Raw genomic sequence first — 25,610 nt, 5'->3', positions numbered from 1 at the left:
TCCCGCCGGCCCCCGCCCCCTCAGCCGTACAGGTATCTCGGCAGCCAGAGCGCCACGCCCGGGAAGACGTAGACGATCACCATCGCGAACAGGACGAGGCCGAGATAGGGCATCACCCCCGCGAAGATCTGGTTGATGCTGACATGTGGCGGTGCGATGCCCTTGAGATAGAAGGGCGCCATCGCCACCGGCGGCGACAGGAACGAGGTCTGGATGTTCAGGGCGATCAGGATGCCGAAGAACAGCGGATCGATCTGGAACAGCTCGAGCAGCGGCAGGAAGATCGGCACGAAGATCACGATGATCTCGGTCCATTCCAGCGGCCAGCCGAGGATGAAGATGATGATCTGCGCGGTGATCAGGAACATGGTCGGCGACAGGTCGAGCGCCAGCACCAGCGTCTTGATCGGCTCGTGCCCGCCGAGGATCGCGAAGATCGAGGAGAAGATGTAGGAGCCGACGAAGAGCCAGCAGACCATGGCCGAGGTGCGGGCGGTGAGGACCACCGATTCCCTGACCTTGCCGAAGCTGAGCGAGCGATAGGCCGCGGCGAGCAGCAGCGCGCCCATGGCGCCGACGCCGGCGGCCTCCGTCGGCGTGGCGAAGCCGAAGAAGATGGCGCCCAGCACCGACATGATCAGCAGGGTCAGCGGGAAGAAGCTGGTCGCCAGCGCCCGGAGTGCGGTGCTCCAGGGTACCTCGGTCTCCTCCCGCGGCAGCTTCGGGGCCAGCGCCGGATTGATGATGCAGCGCACCAGCACGTAGATCATGTAGAGCGCCGCCAGCAGCAGGCCGGGGAAGAAGGCGCCGGCATAGAGCTTCGGCACCGAGACGCCGGCGGTCGCGCCGTAGAGGATCAGCATCACGCTCGGCGGCAGCAGGATGCCGAGGCAGCCGCCGGCGCAGACCACGCCGGCCGAGAGGCGGGTATCGTAGCCAGCGCGCAGCATGGCCGGGAAGGCGAGCAGCCCCATCAGCGTGACCACGGCGCCGACGATGCCGGTGGCGGTGGCGAAGATGGCGCAGGTCGCCAGCGTCGCGATGGCGAGGGAGCCCGGCACGTTGCCGAGCGCGATCTGCAGCGAATGGAACAGCCGGTCGAGGATGTTCGCCCGCTCGATGATGTAGCCCATGAAGATGAAGAGCGGGATCGAGACGAGCACGTCGCTCGCCATCACCGAATAGGTCCGCTGCACCACCAGGGCGAAGATGGTGTCGCCCATCGCCATATAGCCGAAGCCGACGCCCAGGGCCATCAGGGTGAAGGCGATCGGGAAGCCGAACATGATGAAGACGATGAACAGGCCGAGCATCAGCACGCCCAGCTCGGGATTGGTCATGCCGAACATTCAGATCGCCTTCTGCTGGGAGGAGCCGGAGAGCTCGGCCGCATGGTCGAGGATGACCTTCTCGGTCTCCTCGACATCGTGCAGCCGCGGCGGCCATTGCCCCGTCCGCAGGCAGATGATGCAGCGCCCGACCTCGGCGATGCCCTGGACCGTCATCAGCACGCCGGCGATCGGGATCAGCGATTTGAAGTGGTAGAGCGGCGGGCCGTTGGGCGAATTGGAGGAATGCTCGCGGATCGCCCAGGAGAAGGCGGCGAAGTTGTAGCCGGCCCAGGCGAGGGCGATGATGCCCGGGAAGAAGAACAGGAAGAACAGCACGAGGTCGAGCCAGGCCTGCGTGCGCGGCGCCCAGGCGCGGTAGAGGAAGTCGCCGCGGACATGGGCGTTGCGCGCCAGCGTGTAGGGACCGGCCAGCATGAACAGCGTGCCGTAGAGGATGTAGCTCGCGTCGAAGGCCCATTCGGTCGGGCTGCGCAGCGCGTAGCGGGCGAAGACCTCGTAGCAGATCGCCAGAGTGAGGATCAGGATCGTCCAGCCGGCAAGCTTGCCGATGGCGGTATTGACCCTGTCGACGGCGAGAATCCAACGCATCGCATCGTCCCGGTGCAGGAGGAAGGCGGGGGCCGCCGGTCCGCAACGCGGCCGGGCGCGAACGCCCGCCGCCAGCCGCGGCGGTGGCGGGCGCTGATCGCCGCGGGCACGGGGACGTGCCGCGGAGACCGCTCTCGTCGCCGGCGTCACCGACGCCGGTTTCCCGGCCCGGTGACGCGCAGGCGCAGCGTCAGCTCTTGAAGAAGTGGTCGTAGGCGAGCTCGGCCGGCGGGGTGTTGATCAGCTCGTAGGCGACGGTGCGCTTGGCCCAGGCCTTCTGCGAATCGACCACCTTCTTGAAGAAGGCGTTCTCCCCACCGAGCTTCTCGAGCACCTTGTCCCAGGCGGCGAGCTGGGCCTTGAGGATCGCCTCGGGCGTCTTGATCACGTTGACGCCCTTGCCGCGCAGCATCTCGAGATCCTTGGAATAGCGATCGATCGCCTTCCAGTTCATGTCGGAGGACGCGGCCTCGGCGGCATATTTGACGATCGCCTTCTGCTCGCCGGAGAGCGCGTCGAACTTGCCCTTGTTGAACAGCAGCTCGAAGCTCTCCGCCGCCTGATGGTAGCTCTGCAGCATGAAGACCTTGGCCACGTCGGAGAAGCCGAGGATGGCGTCGGAAGAGGGATTGTTGAACTCCGCCCCGTCGATGACGCCGCGCTCCAGGGCCGGCACGATCTCGCCGCCGGCGAGGATGGTGACCGCCGCACCCATCTCGCGCTTGAGATCGGCGGCGAGGCCGACGGTGCGGTATTTCAGTCCCTTGAAGTCGTCCGCCGTCTTCAGCTCCTTCTTGAACCAGCCGAGCGGCTGGCACGGCATCGGCCCGGAGAACAGGCCGACGATGTTGAGCTTCATCTGGTTGGTGACGAGATCGTTGTAGAGGTCGTAGCCGCCGCCATAGTTCATCCAGGACAGGAAGTTGGTGGCGTCCCAGCCCAGGGCCGGCGGCGTGCCGAACAGCGAGAAGGCCTTGTTCTTGCCGTACCAGTAGGCGCTGACGCCGTGGCCGCCATCGAGGATGCCGGCATGCACCGCGTCCTGGAGCTGGAAGGCGGGCACCACCGCGCCGGCCGCCAGCACGTCCAGCTTGAGCCGGCCGCCGGTCATCTCGTTGACCCGCTTGGCGAAGTCACCGGCGAATTCGTGGAAGATGTCCTTGGTGGGCCAGGTCGACTGGAATTTCCAGGTGACGGTCTGGGCCCGGCTGACCTGCGGCATGGCGATCGTGCCCGCCCCGGCCAGTCCGGCGATCTTGAGAAAACGGCGCCTGTCGGCGCGAGTCGTCGTCGCGTCTGACGTCATGCTTCCCTCCCTGAGGCCGCGCCGGCGGTGCCGGAACGGTCTATTGCGGCTCTTGCGGCCGTTGATCCGCAAGACTTCCGGTCGCGGACCGGGAAGGCAAGAGCCAAGGAGGGGTAACTTTGATCCGTCAGGGAAAGAGTGATGTTCCCTTAGGGAAATAAAAAAGCCGCCCGGAGGCGGCTTCTTCTGGTCTTGCGCTGCGCGCTCGGCTCAGCGGCGGCCTTTGCCGGCCACCCGCATTTCCATGTACTGCACGGCTTCGAGCAGGACGCGGCGCGGACGCTCGGCATCGCGCTTGGCCTGCTCGGCCTTGCGGATCGCCTCGCGCTCGGCCTCGGCGATGCGTTCGGCCTCCTCGCGGGCGGCGCGCTCGATGGCCGCCAGACGCTCGGCCTCGCGGCGAGCCTCTTCCTTCTCCGCCTCGCGGGCGAGGCGCGCCGCGGCGATCGCCTCGCGCTCGGCCCGTCGCTGCACCATTACCGGGTCGTCCGGGCCGGGGCGCGATTTGAAACGCTCCAGCAGGGCCTTCTTCGCACTGGCGGATTTGGCCTGACGGTCGGTGAAATGGCGGTCGTTCGGGTTCTTCAAGGCGGGCCTTCTCTCTGTTGCACGGGCGAAAGCGGTGCCCGCGCGCAGCGATTTACGGGAAAAACGTCGCGATGGCTACCGACATGGGTGCGCAGCCGATGCGCCCCCGACGCGGGCCTCGCCTCGGCTTCAGCCGCGAACGCGGGGCTTCGGCTTGGCGATGAGGCCTTCGCGCTGGGCCTGCTTGCGGGCCAGCTTGCGGGCGCGGCGCACGGCGTCGGCCTGCTCGCGCACGCGGCGCTCGGAGGGCTTCTCGTAGGCGGCGCGACGCTTCATCTCGCGGAACACGCCTTCGCGCTGCATCTTCTTCTTCAGAACGCGAAGAGCCTGGTCGACGTTGTTGTCGCGCACGAGAACCTGCATTCACAACTCTCCTGAAATCCTCGTCCGGATCGCGGACGCAAAAGCGGTCCCGGGGCGGGACGGATGATCGAATTGCGGCTCGGCTAGCAGACAAGCCGGCGAAACGCCAGTATTTTTCAAACGGGCGTGCGCTTTTCCGGTTCGCAGCCGCTGCGCGGCGCCTGGGCTGCGCCGCCCAGGCCTCGGGTCGCGCCGTCCGGAGGGCCTTCGCGGAGAATGCGCGAGGAGGCGGGCTTGGTCGCGGCGAGGCCTCATGCTTTGCTCTTGGCGATCGCGGCTCCTGGCGATCGCGTTCGACGAGGCTCCATGGACCCAGCGCCCAGCCACGAACTCTTCCCGCATATCCGCATCGTGATGGGCATGGTGATCGGGCTCGGCATCACCCGCCTGCTCACCGGGATCGCCGGGCTGATCCAGCACCCCAAGCGCCACCGCCGCTCGGCCATCCACCTGATGTGGGTGTTCTCGATGCTGGTCGAGCTGGTGCTGTTCTGGTGGTGGGAGTTCGCGCTGTCGCGGGTGCCGAACCTGAATTTCGGCATCTTCCTGTTCCTGATCTTCTACGCGATCACGCTGTTCCTGATCTCGGCGCTGCTCTTCCCCGACGATCTCGACGAGTATGGCGACTACGAGGAGTTCTTCCTCGACCGAAGGCGCTGGTTCTTCGGCCTGTTCGCACTGACCTTCTTCTTCGACATCGTCGACACCGCGATCAAGGGCGCTGAGCATTGGGGGCAGTTCAGCACGGCCTATGTCGTGCAGATCCCGCTCGGCCTGGCGCTGTGCGTCGTCGCTTGCCTGACGCGGCGGCGCTCGGTGCAACTGGCAGTCGCCGCCTTCCATATCGGCTACCAGTTCTTCTGGCTGGCGACCGTGCTCGAGGCGACCGGATGATGCCGCCCCGCCTGCGCTCGCGGAAGGGCGGGTTGCGTGTCGCGTGCTTTACAAGCGCGCGGAATTGCCCAAGACGAAACGTCAGGCATCCCCGGATCCCGGTGCGCCCCTCGTCGCGCCGCCATCGTCCAGTATCGGTTTCATCCGCGTGAGCACGCCCGCCCTCGCCCAGTTCCGCCGGATCGTCGTGAAGGTCGGCTCGTCGCTGCTGGTCGACCGCGCCGCCGGGCGGCTGCGCCATGCCTGGCTCGCGGCGCTGGCGGAGGACCTCGCCGAGCTGCATGCCGGCGGCGCCGACGTGCTCGTGGTCTCGTCGGGCGCCATCGCGCTTGGACGCACCGTGCTGAAGCTGCCGGCCGGTGCGCTGAAGCTCGAGGAAAGCCAGGCGGCCGCCGCGATCGGCCAGATCGCGCTCGCCCGCAACTGGGCCGAGGCGCTCGGCCATCACGGGCTGGTCGCCGGGCAGATCCTGCTGACCCTCGCCGATACCGAGGAGCGCCGGCGCTATCTCAACGCCCGTGCCACGCTCGGTCGCCTGCTCGACCTGCGCGCGGTGCCGGTGATCAACGAGAACGACACGGTCGCCACCTCGGAGATCCGCTATGGCGACAACGACCGGCTGGCGGCGCGCGTCGCCACCATGGCCGGCGCCGACCTGCTGGTGCTGTTCTCCGACATTGACGGGCTCTACACCGCGCCGCCGCAGGCCGACCCTTCGGCCCAGCTGATCCCGCTGGTGCCGGCGATCACCCCGGCGATCGAGGCGATGGCCGGCGGGGCGGCCTCCGAGCTCTCGCGCGGCGGCATGCGCACCAAGATCGAGGCGGGCAAGATCGCGACCGCCGGCGGCGCCCATATGCTGATCGCCGACGGGCGCGGCAAGAATCCGCTGCGGCGCATCGCCGAGGGCGGGCGCTGCACCTGGTTCCTCAGCCATTCGACGCCGGCGACGGCGCGCAAGACCTGGATCGCCGGCACGCTGGAGCCGCGCGGCACGCTGCATGTCGACGAGGGCGCCGCGCGCGCGCTCGCCGGCGGCGCCAGCCTTCTGCCGGTCGGCGTCACCCGCATCGAGGGCGCCTTCAGCCGCGGCGACGCGGTGACGATCCGCGATCGCGACGGCGTCGAGATCGGCCGGGGGCTCGTCGCCTATGACGCGCACGAGGCCGGACGGGTGCTCGGCACCGCCTCGCGCGACATCCCGGCCATTCTGGGCTATCCCGGACGGGCCGAAATGGTGCACCGGGACGACATGGCGCTGCGGGTCGGCTACGATCGCGGCGCATGAGGAAGCATCGGGCCCAGAATGACGACTGAGAGCGCACGGCGGATTCCCGCGCCCGATAACGAGAACGGCGACGTCGCCGCGCTGATGCTGGCGCTCGGCCGCGCGGCGCGGGCGGCCGCCCGGCAGGTCGCCAATTCGCCGTCCGCGCGCCGCGACGCCGCCCTCACGGCGATGGCCGAGGCTCTGCGCGCGCAGGCGCCGGCCATCCTCGCCGCCAACGAGGCCGACCTCGCCGATGCGCGCGCCGCCGGCCAGGCCGCCTCCTTCATCGACCGGCTGGCGCTCGACCCGGCGCGGCTGGAAGCCATCGCCGCGGCCGTGGCCGAGATCGCCGCGCTGCCCGATCCCGTCGGGCGGGTGCTGGCGCAGTGGACCCGGCCGAACGGGCTGGAGTTCGAGCGGGTCGCGACGCCGCTCGGCATCGTCGCGGTGATCTTCGAGAGCCGGCCCAACGTCACCGCCGATGCCGGCGCGCTGTGCCTGAAGAGCGGCAATGTCGCGATCCTGCGCGCCGGCTCCGACAGCTTCCGCACCGCCTCGGCCATCGCTGAGGCGATGCAGGCGGGCCTCGCCGACGCCGGCCTACCGCGCGAGGCGATCCAGCTGGTGCCGACGCGCGACCGCGATGCGGTGGGGGCGATTCTCGCCGGGCTCGGCGGCAATGTCGACGTGGTGGTGCCGCGCGGCGGCAAGAGCCTGGTCGCCAGGGTGCAGGCTGATGCGCGCGTGCCGGTCTTCGCCCATCTCGACGGCAACTGCCATGTCTACGTCCATGCCGCGGCCGATCTCGCCATGGCGCGCAGCATCCTGTTGAACGCCAAGCTGCGCCGCACCGGCGTCTGCGGCGCGGCCGAGACGCTGCTGGTCGACCAGGCCTGCGCCGGGACGCATCTGGCGCCGCTGGTCCAGTCCCTGCTCGATGCGGGCTGCGAGGTGCGCGGCGACGCCGCGACCGTCGCGGTCGATCCGCGCGTCGTCGCGGCCGGGGAGGCGGACTGGGCGACCGAGTTCCTCGACCGCATCATCGCGGTGAAGGTCGTCGACGGGCTCGACGCGGCCATCGCCCATATCGAGGCTTACGGCTCGCACCACACCGACGCGATCGTCACCGCCGACGAAGCGGCGGCGGAACGCTTCCTGGCGGAGGTCGATTCGGCCATCGTCGTTCACAACGCCTCGACCCAGTTCGCCGATGGCGGCGAGTTCGGCTTCGGCGCCGAGATCGGCATCGCCACCGGGCGCATGCATGCGCGCGGCCCCGTCGGCGTCGAGCAGCTGTGCTCCTTCAAGTACCGGGTACACGGCCGGGGACAGGTACGCCCGTGAGGCGCGAGGATCTGCGCCTGCCGCCGCACGCCCCCGGGCTGCGCGTCGGGCTGTTCGGCGGGAGCTTCAACCCGCCCCATGACGGCCATCGCATGGCGAGCATCACGGCGCTGCGGCGCCTGCAGCTCGACCGTGTCTGGTGGCTCGTCACGCCCGGCAATCCGCTGAAGAACAACAACAGCCTGCCGCCGCTGGCCGACCGCCTCCAGCAGGCGCGCGAGCTCGCCGACCATGGCCGGATCCACATAACCGGGATCGAAGCCAAGATGCGCACCCGCTATACGGCGGACACGCTGCGGGCGCTGATGCGGCGCTGCCCCGGCGTGCGCTTCGTCTGGATCATGGGCTCGGACAACCTCGCCAATTTCCATCGCTGGAACGAGTGGCGGGCGATCGCGCGGATGATGCCGATCGCGGTGATCGACCGGCCGGGCACCACCCATGTCTCGGTCGCCTCGCCGGCGGCGAACTGGATGGCGCGCTGGCGCCTGCCCGAGAATCAGGGCGCGGCGCTGGCGGTGCGCACCCCACCGGCCTGGATATTCCTGCACGGCCGGCGCTCCGATCTGTCCTCGACAAAACTGCGCGAAAGCGCCGACGCAGTTGAAGTCGAGGGCCTCCAGCCCTAAAATGAAACCCGTCGCGCCATGAGCGCGTCGTCAGGCGAGGACACTGAACTGACCCGTGAACCCATCGGCGAAGCGGAACCAAGCCCGCTGCCGCCGGCCCATATCACCGAGAACCCTGCCGCCGCCGGCGTCGAGCTCGCCCTGCGCATCCTCGAGGAGATGCAGGCCGAGGACATCACGGTGATCGATCTCGTCGGCAAGACATCCCTGGCCGATGCCCTGATCATCGCCTCCGGCCGGGTGAACCGTCATGTCGGTGCCATCGCTGACAGCCTGATCGAGGCCTTCAAGGCCGCGGGCTATCCGACGCCGAAGGTCGAGGGCCAGCCGGCCTGCGACTGGGTGCTGATCGATACCGGTGACCTGATCATCCACATCTTCCGGCCCGAAGTGCGCCAGTTCTACAATCTCGAGAAGATGTGGGGCGCCGACAGGCCGCATGAGCGTCTGGTCGGCTGACGCCGGCTCGCCATGCGCCTCGGCCTGATCGCCGTCGGCCGTCTCAAGGACGGGCCGGAGCGTGACCTCTGCAGCCGCTATCACGAGCGCGGGCTTGGGCTCGCGCGCGGCCTCGGCTTCTCCGGCCCCGACATCGTCGAGCTGGCGGAGAGCCGGGCGCGCCGGCCAGAGGAGCGCCAGCGCGAGGAAGCGCGCCTGATCGGCGAGCGCCTGCCGGCCTCCGGGCTGGTGATCGCGCTCGACGAGCGCGGCCGCAGCCTCGACAGCGAGGCCTTCGCGAACCGTCTCGCGGCAGCGCGCGACGCCGGCACCCCCACGGCGACGCTGGTGATCGGCGGGGCGGACGGGCTGGCGCAGGAGATCCGCGAGCGGGCCGGGCTGGTGTTGTGCTTCGGCGCGCTGACCATGCCGCACCAGATCGTGCGCGCCCTGGCACTCGAACAGCTCTACCGGGCGATGACGATCATGTCCCGCCACCCCTATCATCGGGCATGACCCGCAAGGCCGCCCCGATTCGCCGCCGCGCCGCGGCCGCCTTGCCGCTGCTCGTCTGCGGCTGCCTGCTCGCTGGGCCCCTTGCGGCGCAGGAGCCGGAGGCGCAGGCGCCCGAGGCCGAGCGCTTCGCCGGGGAGATGCAGCGCAAGCGCGAGGAGAAGCAGGCGCGCGAGGCCGAGCTCAAGGCGATCGAGGCGCGGCTCGCCGGCAATGCCGAGGCGCGCGCCCGGCTGGAGGCCGAGATCGCCGAGATCCGGGCCGACCGGGCGCGGCTCAACGCCGCCCTGCTCGACGCCGCCGGCAAGACGCAAGCGGCCGAGGGGCGGCTCGCGGCGCTGGAAAAGCGGCTCGGCCTGCTGCAGAGCAGCGAGGCGGCGATCCGCCGCTCGCTGGACAGCCGCCGCGGGCTGATCGCCGAGGTGCTGGCGGCGCTGCAGCGTATCGGCCGGCGCCCGCCGCCGGCGGTTCTGGTGCGGCCGGAGGACATTCTCGAGGCGGTGCGGGCCTCCATGCTGCTCGGCGCCGTGGTTCCCGATCTTCGCCAGGAGATCACCATCCTCGCCACCGATCTCGCCGAACTGGTGCGCCTGCGCGACGGCATCGCCAGCGAACGCCAGGCGATCGCGCAGGAGATGGAGGATCTCGCCGGCGAGCGCACGCGCCTGGCCTCCCTCGTCGAGGCGCGGCGCGAGCGCGAGACGGGCGCGGCGCGCGACATCGAGGCCCAGCGCCGCGCCGCGAGCGCGCTGGCCGCCGAGGCGAAGACCCTGCGCGATTTCGTCGAGCGCATGGAGAAGGACATCTCGGCGGCGAATCGCGCGGCGGAGGCGGCGCGCGCCGCGCTGGAGGCGGAGACGCGCGAGCAGCGCGAGCGCATGGCCAAGCTCGCCTTCCGCGACCCGGCGCGGCTGGCGCCGAAGATCGCCTTCAATGAGGCGCGGGGCATGCTGCCGCTGCCGGTGGCGGGATCACGATTGCGTGGTTTCGGCGCGCCGGACGATATGGGGGCGCCCGCGCGCGGAATCTCGTTCTCCACGCGGCCCAACGCCGTTGTTTCGTCACCTTCGGATGGCTGGGTGGTGTATGCGGGACCGTTCCGGTCCTTCGGCCAACTCTTGATACTCAACGCCGGCAACGGCTACTATATCCTTCTGGCGGGCATGCAGCGTATCGATGTTTCGCTGAACCAGTTCGTGCTCGCCGGCGAACCGGTCGCGGCAATGGGCGAGACGGCAGAGGCCGCCGCCGCCAATGTCGGGGCGGGGACCGGGGAGCCGGTCCTCTATGTCGAATTCAGAAAAGACGGCGTGTCGATCGATCCGGCGCCGTGGTGGACAAAACCGCAAAGCGAAAAGGTTCGCGGATGATGCGCAAGGTCTCTCTCGTTCTCGCAGGCGCGATCGCCGGGGCGGGGCTCACCGGTCTTGCGACGCAGACGGGTCTGTTCACCTCGAACCGGGCCGTGGCGGCCTCCGCCGAGGTCTATCGCAGCCTCAACCTCTTCGGTGACATCTTCGAGAAGATCCGCACCGACTATGTCGAGAAGCCCGACGAGCAGAAGCTCATCGAGGCCGCGATCAACGGCATGGTCTCGTCGCTGGATCCGCATTCGGCGTTCCTCGACGCCAAGAGCTTCCGCGACATGGACATCGACATGCGCGGCCAGTTCGGCGGGCTGGGCATCGAGGTGACGATGGAGGACGGCGTCCTCAAGGTCGCCCGCCCGATTCGCGACACGCCCGCCTCCAAGGCCGGCATCCTGACCGGCGACATCATCCGCCAGATCGACGGCGCCGAGGTGAAGGGGCTCAGCCTCAATCAGGCGGTCGAGAAGATGCGCGGCATCATCAACACCCAGGTCGTGCTGAAGATCGAGCGCGCCGGCAAGCCAGAGCCGCTGGAGTTCACGCTGACCCGCTCGAACATCGTCGTCCCGGCGGTGGAGGAGCGCGTCGAGAAGGATGTCGGCTACATCCGCATCGGCACCTTCAGCGAGCAGACCTATGAGGGCCTGCGCAAGGCCATCGACAAGCTCGACAGCGAGATCGGCTCCGACAAGCTGAAGGGCTACATCATCGACCTGCGCAACAACCGCGGCGGCCGTCTCGACCAGTCGGTGCTGGTCTCCGACGCCTTCCTCGATCGCGGGCGCATCGTCTCGACGCGCGGCCGCAACGCCGAGGAGACCCAGGTCTTCAACGCTAAGGCCGGCGACCTGACCAAGGGCAAGCCGATCGTCGTGCTGATCAACGGCTCCTCGGCCTCGGCGGCCGAGATCGTCGCCGGCGCCCTGCAGGACCACAAGCGCGCGACCGTGATGGGCTCGCGCTCCTTCGGCAAGGGCTCGGTGCAGACCGTCATCCGCCTCGGCGACAATGGCGGGCTGCGGCTCACCACGGCGCGCTACTACACCCCGTCCGGCAACTCGATCCAGGCGAAGGGCATCACGCCCGACGTCGAGATCATCCAGGACGTGCCGGCCGAGCTGAAGGACAAGGTCGACAACAAGGGCGAGGCCTCGCTCAAGGGCCATCTGCGCAATGGCGACGAGAAGGACGAGCAGACCGGCTCGCCCTCCTATGTCCCGACCGACCCGGCCAAGGACACCCAGCTCTCCGCGGCGCTCGACCTGCTGCGCGGCGTCAAGAAGGACGCCGCCGCGCCCGCCCCGACGCCGGCCCCGGCACCTGTCGAGGCGAAGCCGGCTCAGGACGAGCCGAAGAAGCAGGACTGACGCCACGAGGATCCAGACGGGGCGGCACCGGCCGCCCCTGTCGCGCGACAACGCCCCGTGAGGGGCGTTTTCCGCATTGGCGGTTGATTCCGGGGCGAATCATCCGACTCTAGCGCAGCGGGCTGATTCGGCCCGGACCGCAGCAGCGGGGGACGGCTTCTTGGCGGGACTGCCGCTCAGCGATCTCGATCGGCCCTTGGGGCAGGGCAGGCGGCTGCGCCGCCGGCGGCCGCGCTGGCTTCGCCATGCCCTGCGCGGCGGCGGCATCGCGCTCGGAGCCCTGCTCGCCGGCCTCGTCCTCTATGCCCTGGTGAAGCGCGATCCCGATGGCGGCGAGCCGATCGCCATCGCCGAGATCAGGATCAGGCCGCCCGCGCCGGAGCAGGCCGCGGCGCAGCCCGTCGCCGAAACCGCGCCGGTGCGCCAGGCGGGCGGCCCGGCCACAGCCGGCCAGCTCGAATCGCAGGCCGGCGTCACCGTGGTGCGTCCCGGTTCCGACGTGCCCGGCGCGATCGTCATCACCATTCCCGACGAGGGCGGCGTCTGGCTCGCCCCGTCGCCCGATCCGCGGCTGGTCGAGCGCACCCGCCAGGGCCCGCTGCCGAAGGTCGGCGACGGCGTCACGCCGCTGCAGGTCTATGCCCGTCCGCTCGGACCGGCGCCCTCCGTCGCGCCGGTCGGGCGCATCGCCATCCTGGTCGGCGGCCTCGGCATCAGCCAGAGCGCGACCAGCGAGGCGATCGCGCGGCTGCCGGGCGAGGTCTCGCTCGCCTTCGCGCCCTATGGCGCCGATCTCGAGAAGACCGTGGCGCGCGCCCGGGCCGACGGTCACGAGGCCTTCCTGCAGGTTCCGATGGAGCCGTTCGACTATCCCGACAACGATCCGGGGCCGCACACGCTGCTGACCGGGCCGAAGGGCGCGGAGAACCTCGACAGGCTGCGCTGGGCGCTCGGGCGCTTCACCGGCTATGTCGGCATCGTCAACTTCCTGGGCGGCCGCCTCACTGCCGACGAGGCGGCCTTGTCGCCGCTGTTGCGCGAGATCGCCGGGCGCGGGCTGATGGTGGTCGACGACGGCTCCTCCGCCCGCAGCCTGCTGGCGCCCGGCGCGGCGCGCGCGCGCATCCCGGCGTTGAAGGCCGACATCGCGCTCGACACGGTGGCGCGCGGCGAGGCGATCGACGCCGAGTTGCAGCGCCTCGAACTGCTGGCGCGCGAACTCGGCATCGCGGTGGCGACGGCGAGCGCCCTGCCGGTCACGGTCGAGCGCATCGGCCGCTGGGCCCGCACGCTGGAGGGCAAGGGCCTCGTCCTCGTCCCGGTCAGCGCCGCCCGCAGTTTCCGCAATCCGCAGAGCACCGGTTCCCTGAGATGATGACGCGACCGCCCGCGGGCTACCGGCCCTGTGTCGGACTGGCCCTGTTCAACCGCGAGGGGCACGTCTTCGTCGGCCGGCGCGCTAATCGCAGCCAGCGCGAGCATGTCGCGCCCGGCCATGAATGGCAGATGCCGCAGGGCGGGATCGATCCCGGCGAGGCGCCGCTCGCCGCCGCCTATCGCGAGCTGCGCGAGGAGACCAGCGTCGCCTCCGTCTCGCTGCTGGCCGAGGCGCCGGGCTGGCTGAGCTACGACCTGCCGCGGGAGATCGGCAAGGAGGCCTGGCGCGGGCGCTATCGCGGCCAGGCGCAGAAATGGTTCGCGCTGCGCTTCGAGGGCGACGAGGACGAGATCGACATCCTCACCCCCGTCGGCGGTCACAAGGCGGAGTTCGACGCCTGGCGCTGGGTGCCGCTGGCCGAGACGCCTGCGCTGATCATCCCGTTCAAGCGCGAGGTCTATGTCGAGGTGGCGCGCCTGTTCGAGCCGTTCGCGGCGGGCTGAGCCCAAGGCCGCCGCGCCGGCGGTCAGCACAAGCCGCGCGACTGTCACGAAAGCCTTACATGCGCGGGCGATCCTGGCGGAATGACCGATTCCGTCTCCAGGCTCCACGCCGCCGTCCTCGATGCCCGCCGCCGCGACCCCGGCCTGTCGCGCACTGCGCGGCTGGCGCGCGCCGGCGTGCCCAAAATGGCGAAGAAGCTGGCGGAGGAGGCGGTCGAGGTCGCGCTCGAGGCGGTGCGCGGCCGGCGCCAGGCCGCGATCGAGGAAAGCGCCGACCTCGTCTACAATCTCGTGGTGCTCTGGGCCGGGATCGGCATCACGCCGGAGGATGTCTGGCGCGAGCTCGACCGGCGCGAGGCGCTCTACGGCATGGCCGAGAAGCTGCCCAAGCGGCCCGCCGCCCGGATCGCGGCGCTCTGACCCGCAGCCGCCACAGCGCGCCGCAGGGCGATCTGTGGATGGCGAAAAAACCTGGCGCGAACCTGCACGAACGGGCTTGCCAAGCGCGGACGAAGCCTTTAAGTCCGCATTCATCGACGGAGACGACGTCAATCGCCTCCGCGGCACGCGCCCGTAGCTCAGCTGGATAGAGCATCAGACTACGAATCTGAGGGTCAGAGGTTCGAATCCTTTCGGGCGCGCCACTCCACTTTCTTGCTTAGCAACCTCCCTTAAAACCGTTGAGCGGTCAGGCGAGTCTCGGGTTCAACAACCCGTTTTCGCGGCTGTCAGCGATGCGCTCCGCAAGGGCGAGGCGAAGCGCCATCCGGCGCAGGACGAGAGCCCGCAGCTCCGCAGCCGCAGATCCGCCAACTGACAAGTCTGGCTCCCCGCTGAGGCGTCAAACGCCCGCTGTCCGATCGCCGGCGATCGGGGTGGTGCTTCGCGGAAGACGGATCATGTCGCGGCGGCGATCGGAGCGACGCGGCGTCTAGCCCATCGCTGAGGTGAAGCCCACGCATAGTCGCCGTAATGCGACGACGTAGGGGTTGCGCGCCAGGAAGCTGGCTTCGCCGAAATAGATCGGAATTTCGGGCAGTTCCGGCAAGCCGATCGCCGTCACCGTGCTCTCGGTCCCGTCCATGCACCAGGCCGGGATGACCGCGTAGCCGAGCCCGGTCTCGACGCAGCGCTTCACGCTCGAACTGCCGGAGGTCGAGATCGTGATCTCCATCTCCGAGCCGTCCGGACGCAGATAGTCGATGGCGAGGTTGCGCAGCAGCTGGCCGGGCTCATAGGTCACGAAGGGGCGGCCCTTCGCCCATTCCCGAATCGCGCCGGGCGCGGGCGCCGCTCCCCAGGCCGTCGGGAAGACGAGCGCCGGCCGATAGCTGCAGACCAGATGCTGCGGCACATTCGGGTCGCCGAAATAGCGTTCGGTGATGCACAGGTCGAGGCTGCCATCCTTGATCATCTCCGGCAGGGCGGTGTCGCGCTCATAGGCGAGGATTTCGACCTGCGGGAAGAGCTCGCGGAACCGGGTCAGGATCGGCGGCAGCAGATAGTAGAAGATCGCCTGCGGCAGGCCGATGCGCAGCACCGGCCGCTCCTTGTCGAGCGTGCGTTCGAGCCTTGCCAGCACCGTGTCCAGCTCCGGCAGCAGCAGCTTGTAGAGGCTGCGCCCGCGCGGCGTCAGCATCACCGTCTTTGCGCCTTGCTCGGACAGGACGAGGCGCTCCTCCAGCACCTGCTCGAGCCGGCGGACATGGTTCGCGGCCGACTGGTAGCTCATCCCCAGCTTGCGTGCCGCGGCCGAATAGGAGCCGTCGCGCGCGACGATGAAGAAGGTCTGGATCAGCGTCAGATTGGCTTCGCGCATGGTTCGTTCCGCGGCGGGGAGCCCCACTCTTATCCATAGGCCGCCCGTCTCCGCCACTTGCAAACAATGGTGCAAGTCGGGGCGGATCATTTGGATCGACCCGGAAGGCCGTGCGAACGAGGCTTGCGCATCGTTTTCCAGGACGCCCGCCGCCTCGCATGGCTCGCTCTGCTTCCCTCCATGTCGCCGTGATCGGCGCCGGAATCGTCGGCGCGGCGGCCGCGCATTTCCTGGCGGCCGCCGGGGCGCGGGTGACCCTGCTCGACGCGTCAGGTCCCGCCGCCGGCGCGACGGGGGCGTCGGATGGCGCGGTCTCGGTCGCGAGCAAGAAGCCCGGGCCGATGATGGACCTCGCCCGTCACGCCCGCGCGTTCTATGGAGCCTGCGAGGCCGATGGATTGCTCGGCGGCCTGTTCCATCGCCGCTCGACCTTCCTGGTCGCGCGCACGCCGCTCGAAGCCGATCTCGTCGCCGAGCATGGCGCCGATCTCGCCGCAGCCGGCGAGCGCGTGCTCGATGTCGACCGGCCGACGCTGCTCAGCCGCATTCCCGGCCTCGGCGACGGCGTCTGCTTCGCCCTCGAAATCCCCGATGACGGGCATGCGCTGGGCTACGAGATCACCCAGCGCCTGCTGCAGGGCAGCGGCGTCACGGTCCGGCGCAACGCGTCCGTCTCCGAGATCGTCATGCGGGCCGGGCAGGCAGTCGGCGTCGCGGTCCGGGGCGACGTGCTGGCGGCCGATGCGGTGCTGGTCGCGGCCGGAATGGGCTCGGTCGGCCTGCTCGGGCTCGGCGACATCCTGATCCCGCGCAAGGGCCAGATGGTGGTGACCGACCGCGCCGCCGCCGGTCGGCCGGCGATCGACGGGCATCTGATGGCGGCCTCCTATCTGGCCGCCAAGCGCGGCATCGTCCGTGACAACGCCCATATCGGCCTCGTCATCGATCCGCTGGTCACCGGCCAGTTCCTGATCGGCGGCAGCCGCGAGGAGCATCGCTGCGACCACACGACCGATGCCGTCACGATTTCGGCGATCCTGCGCGATGCCCTCGATCTCTATCCGCCGCTGCGCGAGCGCCGCGTGCTGCGGACTTTCGCCGGCGTGCGCACCGCGTCGCGCGACGGCCTGCCGATCATCGGACCGCACCCGCATCTGGGAGGCGTCACCATCGCCACCGGATTCGAGGGCGACGGCATCTGCCTGGGCCCGTTCATGGGTGCCTACGCCGCCCGGATGATCCTCGGCGAGGCGCCAGGCGTCGATCTCTCGATGCTCGCGCCCCAGCGCTTCTCCAGAGTCGAGGCTCTGGCATGAATCCGTGCTTCTACTGGATCGATCGCCCGGTTTCCTTCCGCCCGGGCGAGACTATCGCCGCGGCCTTGCTGCGCGCCGGCATCGCCGATCTCGGCGCCGGGGGCGGCATCGTGCCGGGGCGCGTCTTCTGCGGAATCGGGGCCTGTCAGGCCTGCGTCGTCGCGGTCTTGGGCGAAGGCGCCGTCGAGGCCTGCCTGACGCCGGCGCGACCGGGGATGCGGCTTGCTCCGCCGCCCAGCCTCGGACCGCACCATGAGCGAGCAGGCCATGAGTGAGCTGCCGATTCTTGTCGTCGGGGGCGGGCCGGCGGGCGTTGCTGCGGCCGTCTCCCTTGCGGAGGCCGGCCTGCGGGTCCTGCTGGTCGAGCAGCGCGAGCGGCTCGGCGGCGCCATCCATCGGCAGCCGGCGCCCGACGCGCCACAGATCTGGAGAGGTCCGGCTCGGCACCGACGCAACTGGACCCAGCTGACGTCACGCCTGGAACGGGTCGCGGCGCGGATCGAGCTGCGGACATCGAGCGTTTTCCTTGGCGTCGACGGGGCAGGGCGGTTCCTGTGCGAGGATCGCCGGGCCGGCCAGGTCTTTGCGCGTCCCGTCCGGGCCGCGATCGTCGCAGTGGGCGCGGTCGAGAGGATTCGTCCGTTCGAAGGCTGGGAACGGCCGGGCGTGATGAGCGCCGGTGGCGCCCAGGTCCTGCTCAAGGAGACCGGGCGGCCGCCCGAAGGCCCGATCGTCGTCGCCGGCAGCGGGCCGCTGCTGCTTGCCGTCGCGGCGCAGCTGGCCCGCGCCGGCAATCCGCCGCTGGCGGTGCTGGAGCGCGGAAAGCCCTGGAGCCGGCCGAAGGCTCTGGCCAGCCTGATGATGGCGGGGCCGCAGCTCGCCGAGGCTGCTGCCTATGCGACGGCGCTCGCCTTGAACCGCGTGCCCTATCGCCTCGACAGCGAGGTGCTCGGCGTCAGCGAGGCCGGGCAGGGGCTGGCGATCCGCGTCCGCCTCGGGACGGTCGAACGCGTGCTCCAGGCCCGGCAGCTGCTGGTTCATGACGGGCTCGAACCGAACCGCGTCGGCATCTCTTTGCCGGCTCCGGAGGCGGACGTCCCGGTCGTCCTTGCCGGAGACGGCCGCGAGATTGTCGGCGCCGATGCGGCTCTGCTCGATGGCCAGCGCGCCGCCGCCGCCGTGCTCGCGCGCCTGGGGCGCGCGGTGCCCGTTGCAGCGCTGGAGGCAGCACTCGGCAAGGCGCGCGCGTTCCAGCGCGATCTTGCCGACGCGCTGAAGAGCCCGCCCACGCTGCCTTCGCCCGAAACCATGATCTGCCGCTGCGAGGGGCGTCGCTATGCCGATTTCACGGCGCTGCCGGCAGAGGCCTCGGCCCGCGAAATCCGGCTGATGGGGCGCTTCGGGCTGGGTGCGTGCCAGGGGCGCTTCTGCGGCCCGACGCTGGCTGAACTGCGGGGCGAGCCATTGCCGCCGGCGTCGCCGCCGCGCTGGCCGCTGCGGCCGGTGTCTCTCGCCGCGCTCGCCAGTTTTTCGATGGATCAGACGGAGACCTAGAGCCGTGAACAGCACTCTCGCGAAACACTCTTTCAGACATCGCGCCCAGCCGGCGATCGACGTCTTCAACCCCTTCTCCGGCGTGAGCGTCGGGACGGTCGAGGCCGCCGATGAGGTCTCGGTCGCCGATGCGCTGCGTGCGGCCCGCAAGGCCTGGCGCGCCTTCCGCTTCAGCACGCCGGCCGAGCGCAAGGGCCTGCTTTACCGCCTCGCCGCGCTGCTCGCCGAGGATGCCGAAGGCATGGCGCAGATCATCTGCGCGGAGGTCGGCAAGACGATCACCGAGGCGCGCAACGAGGTCCGTCGCGCCCAGAACACGCTGCGCCTCAGCGGCGATGCGATCACCGTACTGCATGGCGAGGTGCTGCCGACGGCGATCGTGGCGGGCGCCCCGAGCAAGCTCGCCGCGATCACCTACGAGCCGGCCGGCGTCGTCGGCGCGATCACGCCGTTCAACTACCCGCTCAACTTGCTCTGCCACAAGCTCGGCCCCGCCATCGCTGCCGGCAATGCCGTCGTCGCCAAGCCGTCGCCGAAGGCTCCGCTCGCGGCCGATCGCCTCGGCGTGCTCGCGGTCGAGGCGGGCTTCCCGGAGGGGCTGTTCAGCGTCGTCCATGGTGGAGCCGAGGTCGCGGCGATGATCGCCAGCGGCGATATCGACCTGCTGAGCTTCACCGGCGGCCCCAGTGCGGGCCTCGCGCTCAAGAACGCCTCCGGCCTCGTGCGCTGCCTGATGGAGCTCGGAGGCAACGACCCTCTGATCGTGATGCCGGATGCCGATCTCGACCGTGCCGCGCAGACCGCGATCGAGCATCGCTTCGAGATCGCCGGCCAGAGCTGCGCCGCCGTGAAGCGCCTCTATCTGCACGAGGCGATCCGCGACACGATGATCGAGCGCATCACGGCGCGCATCGAGACTGTCCGCACCGGCGATCCCGCCGATGAAGCGACGGTGATGGGCACCGTCATCGACGAGCCGGCGGCTGCCGAGGTCGAGCGGCGGGTCAAGCTCGCCGTCGCGCAGGGCGCCAGCGTCGTCGCCGGCGGCCGGCGCCGTGGAACGGTGTTCGCGCCGACCCTGCTCGACGATGTCCCGGCGGAGGCCGAGCTCGTTCGCAGCGAGACCTTCGGCCCGGTGCTGGCAGTGCGCCGCTTCAGCGATCCCGGCGAGGTGATCGGCGAGGTCAGCGACAGCCCCTACGGCCTGCAGGCCGGCCTCTTCACCAACGACCATGCGCTGGTGAAGCGCTTCTCGCGCGAGCTGCGGGTCGGCGGGGTGATGATCAACGAAGGCCCCGATTTCCGCGCCGAGAACGTGCCCTTCGGCGGCATCAAGTCCAGCGGGCTCGGCCGCGAAGGCATCCACATGACCTTGCGCGAAATGAGCGAGACCAAGGTCGTCATCGACTGATTTGAGATGAAAGCGAAAACGATGATCGATTCAGAGCTGCGCCGCCGCCTGTCCGGCGTCTTCACCGCCCTCGTCACGCCGTTCCGCGACGGCGTGGTCGACGTGCCCGCCCTCGAGCGCCTGATCGCAGTCCAGCTGGCTGCGGGTGTCTCCGGCCTGGTGCCGGTCGGCACGACCGGCGAGGCGGCGACCCTGTCCGAAGCGGAGGCAGACGAGGTCATCCGCGTCACGGTCGCTGCGGCGAAGGGGCGTGCCTTCGTCATGGCCGGCACGGGCTCGAACGCGACCGCTCTTGCCGTCGCCAAGGCGAAGCGCGCGGAAGCCCTCGGCGCCGACGGCATCCTCGTCGTCACGCCCTATTACAACAAGCCTTCGCAGGATGGCCTCTACGCGCATTTCGCGGCCGTTGCGGAAGCCGTGACCATCCCGATCATGCTCTACAGCGTGCCCGGCCGAACCGGCGTCGAAATCGCTACGGCGACGGCGGCGCGGCTGGCCAAGGCCTATCCCCATATCGCCGGGATCAAGGAGGCCGGCGGCAGGACCGAGCGGATCACCGAGCTGCGGCGCGCGCTCGGCGAGGATTTCGTCGTCCATTCCGGCGATGACGGGCTGACCCTGCCGTTCCTCGCGGTCGGCGCCGATGGCGTCACCAGCGTCGCCTCGAACCTGCTGCCGCGGGAAATCGTGGCTCTGTGCGCCGCCTGGGGCAGGGGCGAGACAAGCGAGGCGCGCCGTCTCCACCAGGCTCTGTTCGACGTCACCGGCCATCTTTTCATCGAAAGCAACCCGGTGCCCGTCAAGACGGCCCTGGCGCACAGCGGCGCGATCTCGCCCGAGGTGCGTGCGCCGCTCGCCCCGCTCCGGCCCGAGAACCTGAAAGCGCTCGAAGCCAGCCTGGCGGCCTTCGAGAGCGCCCGGAACATATAAGAAAACCGGTAGGCGAGCGGTCTACTCTCGCATTGTTTGCTGAGGTGCCTTCCTTAGGCTCCTCCGATACCCCGGTAAGCCGGGGGCAAGACCGACAATCATCGGCAAGGGAACGGAGGCAATCGTCGTGAAGAAGATCATCAGTGCCATTTTTGCGGCTGGCCTGGGCTTGGCTGCATTCCAGTCGCCGGCGCAGGCGCAGGACAGCATCGAAGCCGTACGGTCGCGCGGCGTGCTGCGTATTCCCGGCATCATCAACGAGGACCCGTATTTCAACAAGGATCCGCGCACCGGCGAATGGCGCGGCTTCGCCATCGAGATGGCGCGCGACATCGCCAAGACGCTCGGCGTCAAGCTGGAAGTGGTGGAGTCGAGCTGGCCGAACTCGATCCTGGACGTGCAGAGCGGCAAGGTCGACCTCGCCCTCGGCGTGACCGCGACGCCGCAGCGCGCCATGTCGGTGGCCTTCTCGGCGCCGACCTACTTCAACAGCTTCGTCATCGTCTCTCCGAAGCCGGAGCTGTCCAAGCTGAGCTGGGCCGAGCTCAACGACGCCAAATATACCTTCTCGGTCGATCTCGGCTCCTCACAGGACCTGATCGCCCAGCAATACCTGCCCAAGGCCAAGATGCTGCGCTTCAAGACGCGCGACGAGGCGATCGTCGCCGTCGTCAGCGGCAAGGCCGATGGCCTCGTCAACACCATGCTCAACGGGCTGGTGATGACCAAGCGGGCCAACGGCATCGGCAAGGTGATGGTGCCGAGCCCGGTTCTCTCGACGCCGTCGGTGGTCGCGATGAACTGGAAGGGCGACGAGAAATGGCGCGCCTTCATCTCGGCCTGGGCCGAGTACAATCGCCGCATCGGCAACAATCAGACCTGGATCGTCAACAGCCTGGCGCCCTTCGGCATCACGCTCGACGACATGCCGGAAGGCTTTGGCTTCGGCGGTTGAAGCAGAGGGCGGCGCGAAAAGCGCCGCCCTTCCCCAAGGAAGGCTAGCAAGACATGTATACTTGGAGCTTCGCCCCGATCATCCAGGCCCGCGATCTCTTCCTGTGGGGGGCGTGGATCACCGTCCTCTACACGGTTGGGTCGATCGCGATCGGCCTGGTCCTCGGCCTCGCCGTCTGCTTCGCCAGGCTCTCGGGCATCGGGCCGCTGAACTGGTTCGCGCAAGGCTTCCAGGAGTTGTTTCGCTGCACGCCGCTGCTGGTCCAACTGCTCTGGATCTATTACGCGTTGCCGCTGCTGCTCGGCTTCGACATGCCCAATTGGGCCGCGGCGCTGCTGACGCTCTCTCTCTATGCGGCGGCATTCTATGCCGAGGTCTTTCGCGGCGGCATCGTCTCGATCGACAAGGGCCAGTTCGAGGCTGGCGCCGCGATCGGCATGTCCGGCTGGCAGGTGATGCGGCGCATCATCCTGCCGCAGGCCATCCGGCGGATGATGCCGGCTTTCATCAACCAGTCGGTCACCCAGTTCAAGAACACCTCGCTGGTCTCGGTGATCTCGGTCGCGGACCTGACCTATATGGCCAGCATCGTCAACGGCCAGACCTATCGGCCGCTCGAATCCTACACGGTAGTGGCGGTGCTCTACTTCGTCATTCTCTTCCCGATGATGAAGTTCGCCGACTACATCGAATACCGCATGCGCCGCGGCAACTGAGCGAGAGCGCCCATGACCTCCGTTTCACCCGCAGCTGCTTACCCGGCATCGGCTTCGGCCCAGAACGCCGCCGATATCGTGCTCGAGGCCCGCGGCATCACCAAATGCTTCGGGGCGCTGACCGTGCTCCATGGCATCGATCTCGCCCTCACGGCCGGCGAGGTCGTCTCGATCATCGGCCCTTCCGGCTCCGGCAAGTCGACCTTCATCCGTTGCATGAACATGCTGGAGAAGCCCGACGCCGGCGAGATCCTCTTCCGCAACCGCCGCGTCGGCGAGAAGCATCGCGGCAACGGCGATCTGCTCGGGCAGGGCGAATTGCGCCGCCATGTCGGCATGGTCTTCCAGCACTTCAACCTGTTTCCGCATATGAGCGTGCTGGAGAACGTCATCGAGGGCCCGGTGATCGTGCAGCGGAAATCGCGCGCCGAGGCTGTCGAGATCGCGATGGACTACATCGCCAAGGTCGGCCTCGCCGAGAAGCGCGACGCCCGGCCGGACCAGCTCTCGGGCGGCCAGAAGCAGCGTGTCGCCATCGCCCGGGCGCTCGCCATGCAGCCCGACGCGCTCCTGCTCGACGAAGTCACCAGCGCGCTCGATCCCGAACTCGTCGGGGAAGTGCTCGGCGTGGTCCGCGATCTCGCCAATCAGGGCATGACCATGGTCATCGTCACCCACGAGATCTCGTTCGCGGCCGACGTATCCGACCGGGTCGTGTTCATGGAGAATGGCCGTATCGTTGCGCAGGGCTCGCCCGAGACCATCCTGCGCCGGCCCGACAATGAACGCCTCAAGGCATTCCTCTCGCGCTTCCATGGCTGAGCCCGTGCGACAGGCCGCGCATCCGTTCAAGGTGGTGATCGTCGGCGCCGGCCGCGTCGGCTCGGCGTTGGCGCTGCTGCTGAAGGAGGCGCCGGAATTCGAGGCGATCCTCGTCGACCCGACCGAGCCGGCCCGCCGCAGGAGCGAGGAACTCGGCCTGCCGATGGCGGAGGTCGATCCCGGCAACAGCGCTCTGTTCGACCGGCTCCTGGCGCAGTCGCAGGCCGTCGTCGCAGCCCTGCCGGCCTCGGCGACGCCGATGGTCGCCGCCGCGGCGCGCCGCAGCGGCATTCACTATCTGGATCTCGGCGACGATACCGCCGTCCTCGATGCCGTTCGCCATGAGGCCGGCTCGGCCGCCGGCTGCTTCATACCGCAATGTGGTATCGCGCCGGGCCTCGTCTCGCAGCTGGTGCTCGATCTGGTCTCCCGGAGTTCGGGGGCGGCCGAGATCGATGTCCGCATCGGCACCTTGCCGCGCGAGCCGGTCAATCGGCTCGGCTACGGGCTGACCTGGGATGTCGATGCGCTGCTGCGCGAATACATCCAGCCCTCGACGGCGCTGGTCGACGGCAGGCGTGCCAGCCTGCCGGCCCTCAGCGATCTCCGCAGCTTGCGCCTCGGCGGCCGCGACTATGAGGACTTCATTTCCGGCAGTATTCCGGCCAGCCTGTGCGCGCGCCTGGAAGGCAAGGTCGCCCGGCTGACCTCGCGCACGATCCGCTATCCCGGCCATCTCGACTATATGCGCTTCCTGCTCGACGACCTGAAATTGCGCGGCAGGATCGATCTCCTGCGCAACCTCTTCCTCAACGCGCTGCCGGAGATCGTCGACGATCGCCTGCTGGTTTCGATCAGCGCGACCTCCCGGGACAATGGGCGCCGCGTGGAGGAGCAGTTCACCCGCGAGGTCGCCCCGGCGACGATCGGCGGCAGCACGGTCAGCGCGATGCGCCGCACCGCCGCCGTCCATGTCGCCGCGGTGCTCGATCTCTTGCGGACCGGCGTGATCGGCGCGCCAGGCCTCTGCGCACAGGAGGAGATTCCCTTCGCCGCCCTGAGCGGCAACCGCTTCCTCTCCTGGTTCTTCGCGGCTGGTGCGGAGCAGACGGGCTGACGGGGACCGGCCCTGCGCCTTTTGCGTGGGCTGTGGTGAAGTACGGCGTCGCTGTGCCTGCGGCGTTGTCCTCGCCGATGGGCCAATGCACTTAACCGGCGGGGCTTTCGTATCCTCTTAGCGGGCCGGCGGCGGCGCGCCGAGAGCAGGCGGCGCCGCTGCGAGCGCGACCCGGCGATGAGCGGGCGCAAGCCCGGTCCCGTGGCGATCGTTGCCGGCCTCACTCGGCCCGCGGCAGTTCCTCCAGCAGCGCGGCGACCGCGCCCGACATGATCGTGGCGGTGGCTGGTCGGCGCTCCAGGCAGCGCGAGGTCGGGCCGGCGACGACGATGGCGAGCCGGCGCGCGCCGACCGGCAGGGCGAGCGAGACGCCGGCGAGGTCGGGGATGTATTCCGACGCGCTCTGATGATAGCCGCGCTCGGCCGCCTCCTCGAGCTCGGCCTCGATGCGTTCGACCGAGATCGGCGTCGTCGCCGAGAACTGCTCGAAACTCAGCTTGCGGTAGATGCTGCGGCGCTCCTCGGGTGTGTGCTGCGCCAGGATCGCCCGGCCCACCGAGCTGGCATGGAGCGGGACGCGGTCGCCGACCGCGGCGAAATAGCGGACCGCCTGGCTCGATTCCACCACCTCCAGGAACAGCGCCGAGGTGCCGGCCAGGGCTGCGATGGCCGTGGTCTCGCCGGTCTCCTCGGCGATGTGTGCCGCCAGCCGGTGGACGCTTTCGGGCAGGGGCTCGGCATCGGCGACGATGCGGGCGAGCGTCAGCCAGCGCGGGCTCGGATAGAAGCTGCCGCGCTGGCGCGGCTCGTAGAGCCAGCCCTTCTCGGCGACGGTGCCGACCAGGTTGAAGGTGCTGGAGCGCGGCCAGCCGAGATCGTCGGCGATCTCGGCCATGGTCGCCGGCCGCTTGCGGCGGGCGAAGTACTCCATCAGCTCCAGAACGTTCGCCGCTTGCCTGACCAGCATCTTAACCCTGCTTCCGCGCTTACGGGACGGCGATCCGTCCATCTGCCCGCGCCGCCGCGTCCGATCAAGCCGAAGCGGGGCCTGGCCGGCAAGCCCTGCC

27 protein-coding genes and 1 tRNA gene are annotated in these 25,610 nt (G+C 69.4%); 21 read left to right on the top strand and 7 right to left on the bottom strand.

Going from position 1 to position 25,610, the window contains the following annotated elements; all coding sequences use genetic code 11:
• Window positions 1-20: 20 nt before the first annotated feature.
• From ABE438_RS06215 to rpsU, 5 genes are all read right to left on the bottom strand, one after another.
• Complete coding sequence (locus tag ABE438_RS06215; protein WP_465248568.1) at window positions 21-1,340, bottom strand: TRAP transporter large permease; 1,320 nt, start codon at window positions 1,338-1,340, stop codon at window positions 21-23.
• A gap of 9 nt (window positions 1,341-1,349) precedes the next feature.
• Window positions 1,350-1,940 (bottom strand): TRAP transporter small permease subunit, encoded by a 591-nt coding sequence (locus ABE438_RS06210; protein ID WP_346501667.1) that lies wholly within the window; start codon window positions 1,938-1,940, stop codon window positions 1,350-1,352.
• Between the two features lie 190 nt (window positions 1,941-2,130).
• Window positions 2,131-3,246 (bottom strand): TRAP transporter substrate-binding protein, encoded by a 1,116-nt coding sequence (locus ABE438_RS06205; protein ID WP_346501666.1) that lies wholly within the window; start codon window positions 3,244-3,246, stop codon window positions 2,131-2,133.
• 210 nt (window positions 3,247-3,456) lie between these two features.
• Complete coding sequence (locus ABE438_RS06200; RefSeq protein ID WP_346501665.1) at window positions 3,457-3,834, bottom strand: DUF6481 family protein; 378 nt, start codon at window positions 3,832-3,834, stop codon at window positions 3,457-3,459.
• Between the two features lie 129 nt (window positions 3,835-3,963).
• Window positions 3,964-4,197, bottom strand: a complete 234-nt coding sequence (rpsU, locus tag ABE438_RS06195; protein WP_346501664.1) for a 30S ribosomal protein S21 — start codon at window positions 4,195-4,197, stop codon at window positions 3,964-3,966.
• Between the two features lie 306 nt (window positions 4,198-4,503).
• On the opposite strand from rpsU, the gene ABE438_RS06190 reads away from it, so the two are divergent.
• The 12 genes from ABE438_RS06190 (at window position 4,504) to ABE438_RS06135 (ending at window position 14,547) form a co-directional block, all read left to right on the top strand.
• Window positions 4,504-5,091, top strand: a complete 588-nt coding sequence (locus tag ABE438_RS06190) for a hypothetical protein (protein WP_346501663.1) — start codon at window positions 4,504-4,506, stop codon at window positions 5,089-5,091.
• Between the two features lie 148 nt (window positions 5,092-5,239).
• Window positions 5,240-6,379 (top strand): glutamate 5-kinase, encoded by a 1,140-nt coding sequence (gene proB / locus ABE438_RS06185; RefSeq protein ID WP_346501662.1) that lies wholly within the window; start codon window positions 5,240-5,242, stop codon window positions 6,377-6,379.
• Between the two features lie 84 nt (window positions 6,380-6,463).
• Window positions 6,464-7,705, top strand: coding sequence for a glutamate-5-semialdehyde dehydrogenase (locus tag ABE438_RS06180; RefSeq protein ID WP_346501808.1), 1,242 nt, complete (start codon window positions 6,464-6,466; stop codon window positions 7,703-7,705).
• Window positions 7,702-8,334, top strand: coding sequence for a nicotinate-nucleotide adenylyltransferase (locus tag ABE438_RS06175; protein ID WP_346501661.1), 633 nt, complete (start codon window positions 7,702-7,704; stop codon window positions 8,332-8,334). Before ABE438_RS06180 ends, ABE438_RS06175 begins: the two co-directional genes overlap by 4 nt.
• A gap of 18 nt (window positions 8,335-8,352) precedes the next feature.
• Window positions 8,353-8,793: a ribosome silencing factor gene (gene rsfS / locus ABE438_RS06170; protein WP_346501660.1), complete on the top strand. Its 441-nt coding sequence runs from the start codon at window positions 8,353-8,355 to the stop codon at window positions 8,791-8,793.
• 12 nt (window positions 8,794-8,805) lie between these two features.
• Window positions 8,806-9,288, top strand: a complete 483-nt coding sequence (gene rlmH, locus ABE438_RS06165) for a 23S rRNA (pseudouridine(1915)-N(3))-methyltransferase RlmH (protein ID WP_346501659.1) — start codon at window positions 8,806-8,808, stop codon at window positions 9,286-9,288.
• Window positions 9,285-10,655 (top strand): murein hydrolase activator EnvC family protein, encoded by a 1,371-nt coding sequence (locus ABE438_RS06160; protein WP_346501658.1) that lies wholly within the window; start codon window positions 9,285-9,287, stop codon window positions 10,653-10,655. Before rlmH ends, ABE438_RS06160 begins: the two co-directional genes overlap by 4 nt.
• Window positions 10,655-12,022, top strand: a complete 1,368-nt coding sequence (locus tag ABE438_RS06155) for a S41 family peptidase (protein WP_346501657.1) — start codon at window positions 10,655-10,657, stop codon at window positions 12,020-12,022. The genes ABE438_RS06160 and ABE438_RS06155 overlap by 1 nt, the downstream gene beginning before the upstream one ends.
• 160 nt (window positions 12,023-12,182) lie before the next feature.
• Window positions 12,183-13,397 carry a divergent polysaccharide deacetylase family protein gene (locus ABE438_RS06150; protein WP_346501656.1) on the top strand — a complete coding sequence of 405 codons (1,215 nt, stop codon included), beginning with the start codon at window positions 12,183-12,185 and terminating at the stop codon, window positions 13,395-13,397.
• Window positions 13,394-13,903: an RNA pyrophosphohydrolase gene (locus tag ABE438_RS06145; protein WP_465248561.1), complete on the top strand. Its 510-nt coding sequence runs from the start codon at window positions 13,394-13,396 to the stop codon at window positions 13,901-13,903. Before ABE438_RS06150 ends, ABE438_RS06145 begins: the two co-directional genes overlap by 4 nt.
• 81 nt (window positions 13,904-13,984) lie before the next feature.
• Window positions 13,985-14,323 (top strand): phosphoribosyl-ATP diphosphatase, encoded by a 339-nt coding sequence (hisE, locus tag ABE438_RS06140; protein WP_346501655.1) that lies wholly within the window; start codon window positions 13,985-13,987, stop codon window positions 14,321-14,323.
• Window positions 14,324-14,470: 147 nt separating this feature from the next.
• Window positions 14,471-14,547: transfer RNA gene (locus tag ABE438_RS06135), tRNA-Arg, on the top strand.
• Between the two features lie 287 nt (window positions 14,548-14,834).
• On the opposite strand, the gene ABE438_RS06130 is transcribed toward ABE438_RS06135, so the two are convergent.
• Window positions 14,835-15,722: a LysR family transcriptional regulator gene (locus ABE438_RS06130; protein WP_346501654.1), complete on the bottom strand. Its 888-nt coding sequence runs from the start codon at window positions 15,720-15,722 to the stop codon at window positions 14,835-14,837.
• A 158-nt stretch (window positions 15,723-15,880) separates the two neighbouring features.
• Between ABE438_RS06130 and ABE438_RS06125 the strand changes: the two genes are divergently transcribed.
• From ABE438_RS06125 to ABE438_RS06085, 9 genes are all read left to right on the top strand, one after another.
• A complete protein-coding gene (locus ABE438_RS06125; RefSeq protein ID WP_346501653.1) occupies window positions 15,881-17,038 on the top strand; it encodes an NAD(P)/FAD-dependent oxidoreductase in 1,158 nt (385 codons plus the stop codon).
• A complete protein-coding gene (locus tag ABE438_RS06120; protein ID WP_346501652.1) occupies window positions 17,035-17,313 on the top strand; it encodes a 2Fe-2S iron-sulfur cluster-binding protein in 279 nt (92 codons plus the stop codon). The genes ABE438_RS06125 and ABE438_RS06120 overlap by 4 nt, the downstream gene beginning before the upstream one ends.
• On the top strand, window positions 17,291-18,592 hold the full coding sequence (locus ABE438_RS06115; protein WP_346501651.1) for an FAD-dependent oxidoreductase: 1,302 nt from the start codon (window positions 17,291-17,293) through the stop codon (window positions 18,590-18,592). The genes ABE438_RS06120 and ABE438_RS06115 overlap by 23 nt, the downstream gene beginning before the upstream one ends.
• 4 nt (window positions 18,593-18,596) lie before the next feature.
• Entirely contained in the window at window positions 18,597-20,003 is a 1,407-nt protein-coding gene (locus ABE438_RS06110) for an aldehyde dehydrogenase family protein (RefSeq protein WP_346501650.1), read from the top strand.
• 21 nt (window positions 20,004-20,024) lie between these two features.
• On the top strand, window positions 20,025-20,933 hold the full coding sequence (dapA, locus tag ABE438_RS06105; protein ID WP_346501649.1) for a 4-hydroxy-tetrahydrodipicolinate synthase: 909 nt from the start codon (window positions 20,025-20,027) through the stop codon (window positions 20,931-20,933).
• Between the two features lie 169 nt (window positions 20,934-21,102).
• Window positions 21,103-21,888, top strand: a complete 786-nt coding sequence (locus ABE438_RS06100) for a transporter substrate-binding domain-containing protein (RefSeq protein WP_346501648.1) — start codon at window positions 21,103-21,105, stop codon at window positions 21,886-21,888.
• 53 nt (window positions 21,889-21,941) lie between these two features.
• The gene (locus ABE438_RS06095) at window positions 21,942-22,604 is read left to right on the top strand and encodes an amino acid ABC transporter permease (protein WP_346501647.1); all 663 of its coding nucleotides are present in this window, start codon (window positions 21,942-21,944) and stop codon (window positions 22,602-22,604) included.
• A gap of 12 nt (window positions 22,605-22,616) precedes the next feature.
• Window positions 22,617-23,426, top strand: a complete 810-nt coding sequence (locus tag ABE438_RS06090; protein ID WP_346501646.1) for an amino acid ABC transporter ATP-binding protein — start codon at window positions 22,617-22,619, stop codon at window positions 23,424-23,426.
• On the top strand, window positions 23,419-24,543 hold the full coding sequence (locus ABE438_RS06085) for a saccharopine dehydrogenase family protein (RefSeq protein WP_346501645.1): 1,125 nt from the start codon (window positions 23,419-23,421) through the stop codon (window positions 24,541-24,543). Before ABE438_RS06090 ends, ABE438_RS06085 begins: the two co-directional genes overlap by 8 nt.
• A gap of 220 nt (window positions 24,544-24,763) precedes the next feature.
• On the opposite strand, the gene ABE438_RS06080 is transcribed toward ABE438_RS06085, so the two are convergent.
• Entirely contained in the window at window positions 24,764-25,510 is a 747-nt protein-coding gene (locus ABE438_RS06080) for an IclR family transcriptional regulator (protein WP_346501644.1), read from the bottom strand.
• Between the last annotated feature and the right edge of the window lie 100 nt (window positions 25,511-25,610).

Origin of the sequence: Allobosea sp. TWI1241, assembly GCF_039673065.1 — a bacterium.
In the GTDB taxonomy this organism is placed as follows: Bacteria; Pseudomonadota; Alphaproteobacteria; order Rhizobiales; family Beijerinckiaceae; genus Allobosea.
This window is presented reverse-complemented; position numbering and strand designations above follow the sequence as displayed.

What these genes read in the sequence shown, in the direction of transcription:
- ABE438_RS06215 (WP_465248568.1), bottom strand. Translation starts at nt 1,340, where the DNA reads ATGACCAATCCCGAGCTGGGCGTGCTGATGCTCGGCCTGTTCATCGTC.
- ABE438_RS06210 (WP_346501667.1), bottom strand. Translation starts at nt 1,940, where the DNA reads ATGCGTTGGATTCTCGCCGTCGACAGGGTCAATACCGCCATCGGCAAG.
- ABE438_RS06205 (WP_346501666.1), bottom strand. Translation starts at nt 3,246, where the DNA reads ATGACGTCAGACGCGACGACGACTCGCGCCGACAGGCGCCGTTTTCTC.
- rpsU (WP_346501664.1), bottom strand. Translation starts at nt 4,197, where the DNA reads ATGCAGGTTCTCGTGCGCGACAACAACGTCGACCAGGCTCTTCGCGTT.
- ABE438_RS06190 (WP_346501663.1), top strand. Translation starts at nt 4,504, where the DNA reads ATGGACCCAGCGCCCAGCCACGAACTCTTCCCGCATATCCGCATCGTG.
- ABE438_RS06180 (WP_346501808.1), top strand. Translation starts at nt 6,464, where the DNA reads ATGCTGGCGCTCGGCCGCGCGGCGCGGGCGGCCGCCCGGCAGGTCGCC.
- rsfS (WP_346501660.1), top strand. Translation starts at nt 8,353, where the DNA reads ATGAGCGCGTCGTCAGGCGAGGACACTGAACTGACCCGTGAACCCATC.
- rlmH (WP_346501659.1), top strand. Translation starts at nt 8,806, where the DNA reads ATGCGCCTCGGCCTGATCGCCGTCGGCCGTCTCAAGGACGGGCCGGAG.
- ABE438_RS06160 (WP_346501658.1), top strand. Translation starts at nt 9,285, where the DNA reads ATGACCCGCAAGGCCGCCCCGATTCGCCGCCGCGCCGCGGCCGCCTTG.
- ABE438_RS06155 (WP_346501657.1), top strand. Translation starts at nt 10,655, where the DNA reads ATGCGCAAGGTCTCTCTCGTTCTCGCAGGCGCGATCGCCGGGGCGGGG.
- ABE438_RS06145 (WP_465248561.1), top strand. Translation starts at nt 13,394, where the DNA reads ATGATGACGCGACCGCCCGCGGGCTACCGGCCCTGTGTCGGACTGGCC.
- hisE (WP_346501655.1), top strand. Translation starts at nt 13,985, where the DNA reads ATGACCGATTCCGTCTCCAGGCTCCACGCCGCCGTCCTCGATGCCCGC.
- ABE438_RS06130 (WP_346501654.1), bottom strand. Translation starts at nt 15,722, where the DNA reads ATGCGCGAAGCCAATCTGACGCTGATCCAGACCTTCTTCATCGTCGCG.
- ABE438_RS06125 (WP_346501653.1), top strand. Translation starts at nt 15,881, where the DNA reads ATGGCTCGCTCTGCTTCCCTCCATGTCGCCGTGATCGGCGCCGGAATC.
- ABE438_RS06120 (WP_346501652.1), top strand. Translation starts at nt 17,035, where the DNA reads ATGAATCCGTGCTTCTACTGGATCGATCGCCCGGTTTCCTTCCGCCCG.
- ABE438_RS06115 (WP_346501651.1), top strand. Translation starts at nt 17,291, where the DNA reads ATGAGCGAGCAGGCCATGAGTGAGCTGCCGATTCTTGTCGTCGGGGGC.
- dapA (WP_346501649.1), top strand. Translation starts at nt 20,025, where the DNA reads ATGATCGATTCAGAGCTGCGCCGCCGCCTGTCCGGCGTCTTCACCGCC.
- ABE438_RS06095 (WP_346501647.1), top strand. Translation starts at nt 21,942, where the DNA reads ATGTATACTTGGAGCTTCGCCCCGATCATCCAGGCCCGCGATCTCTTC.
- ABE438_RS06090 (WP_346501646.1), top strand. Translation starts at nt 22,617, where the DNA reads ATGACCTCCGTTTCACCCGCAGCTGCTTACCCGGCATCGGCTTCGGCC.
- ABE438_RS06085 (WP_346501645.1), top strand. Translation starts at nt 23,419, where the DNA reads ATGGCTGAGCCCGTGCGACAGGCCGCGCATCCGTTCAAGGTGGTGATC.
- ABE438_RS06080 (WP_346501644.1), bottom strand. Translation starts at nt 25,510, where the DNA reads ATGCTGGTCAGGCAAGCGGCGAACGTTCTGGAGCTGATGGAGTACTTC.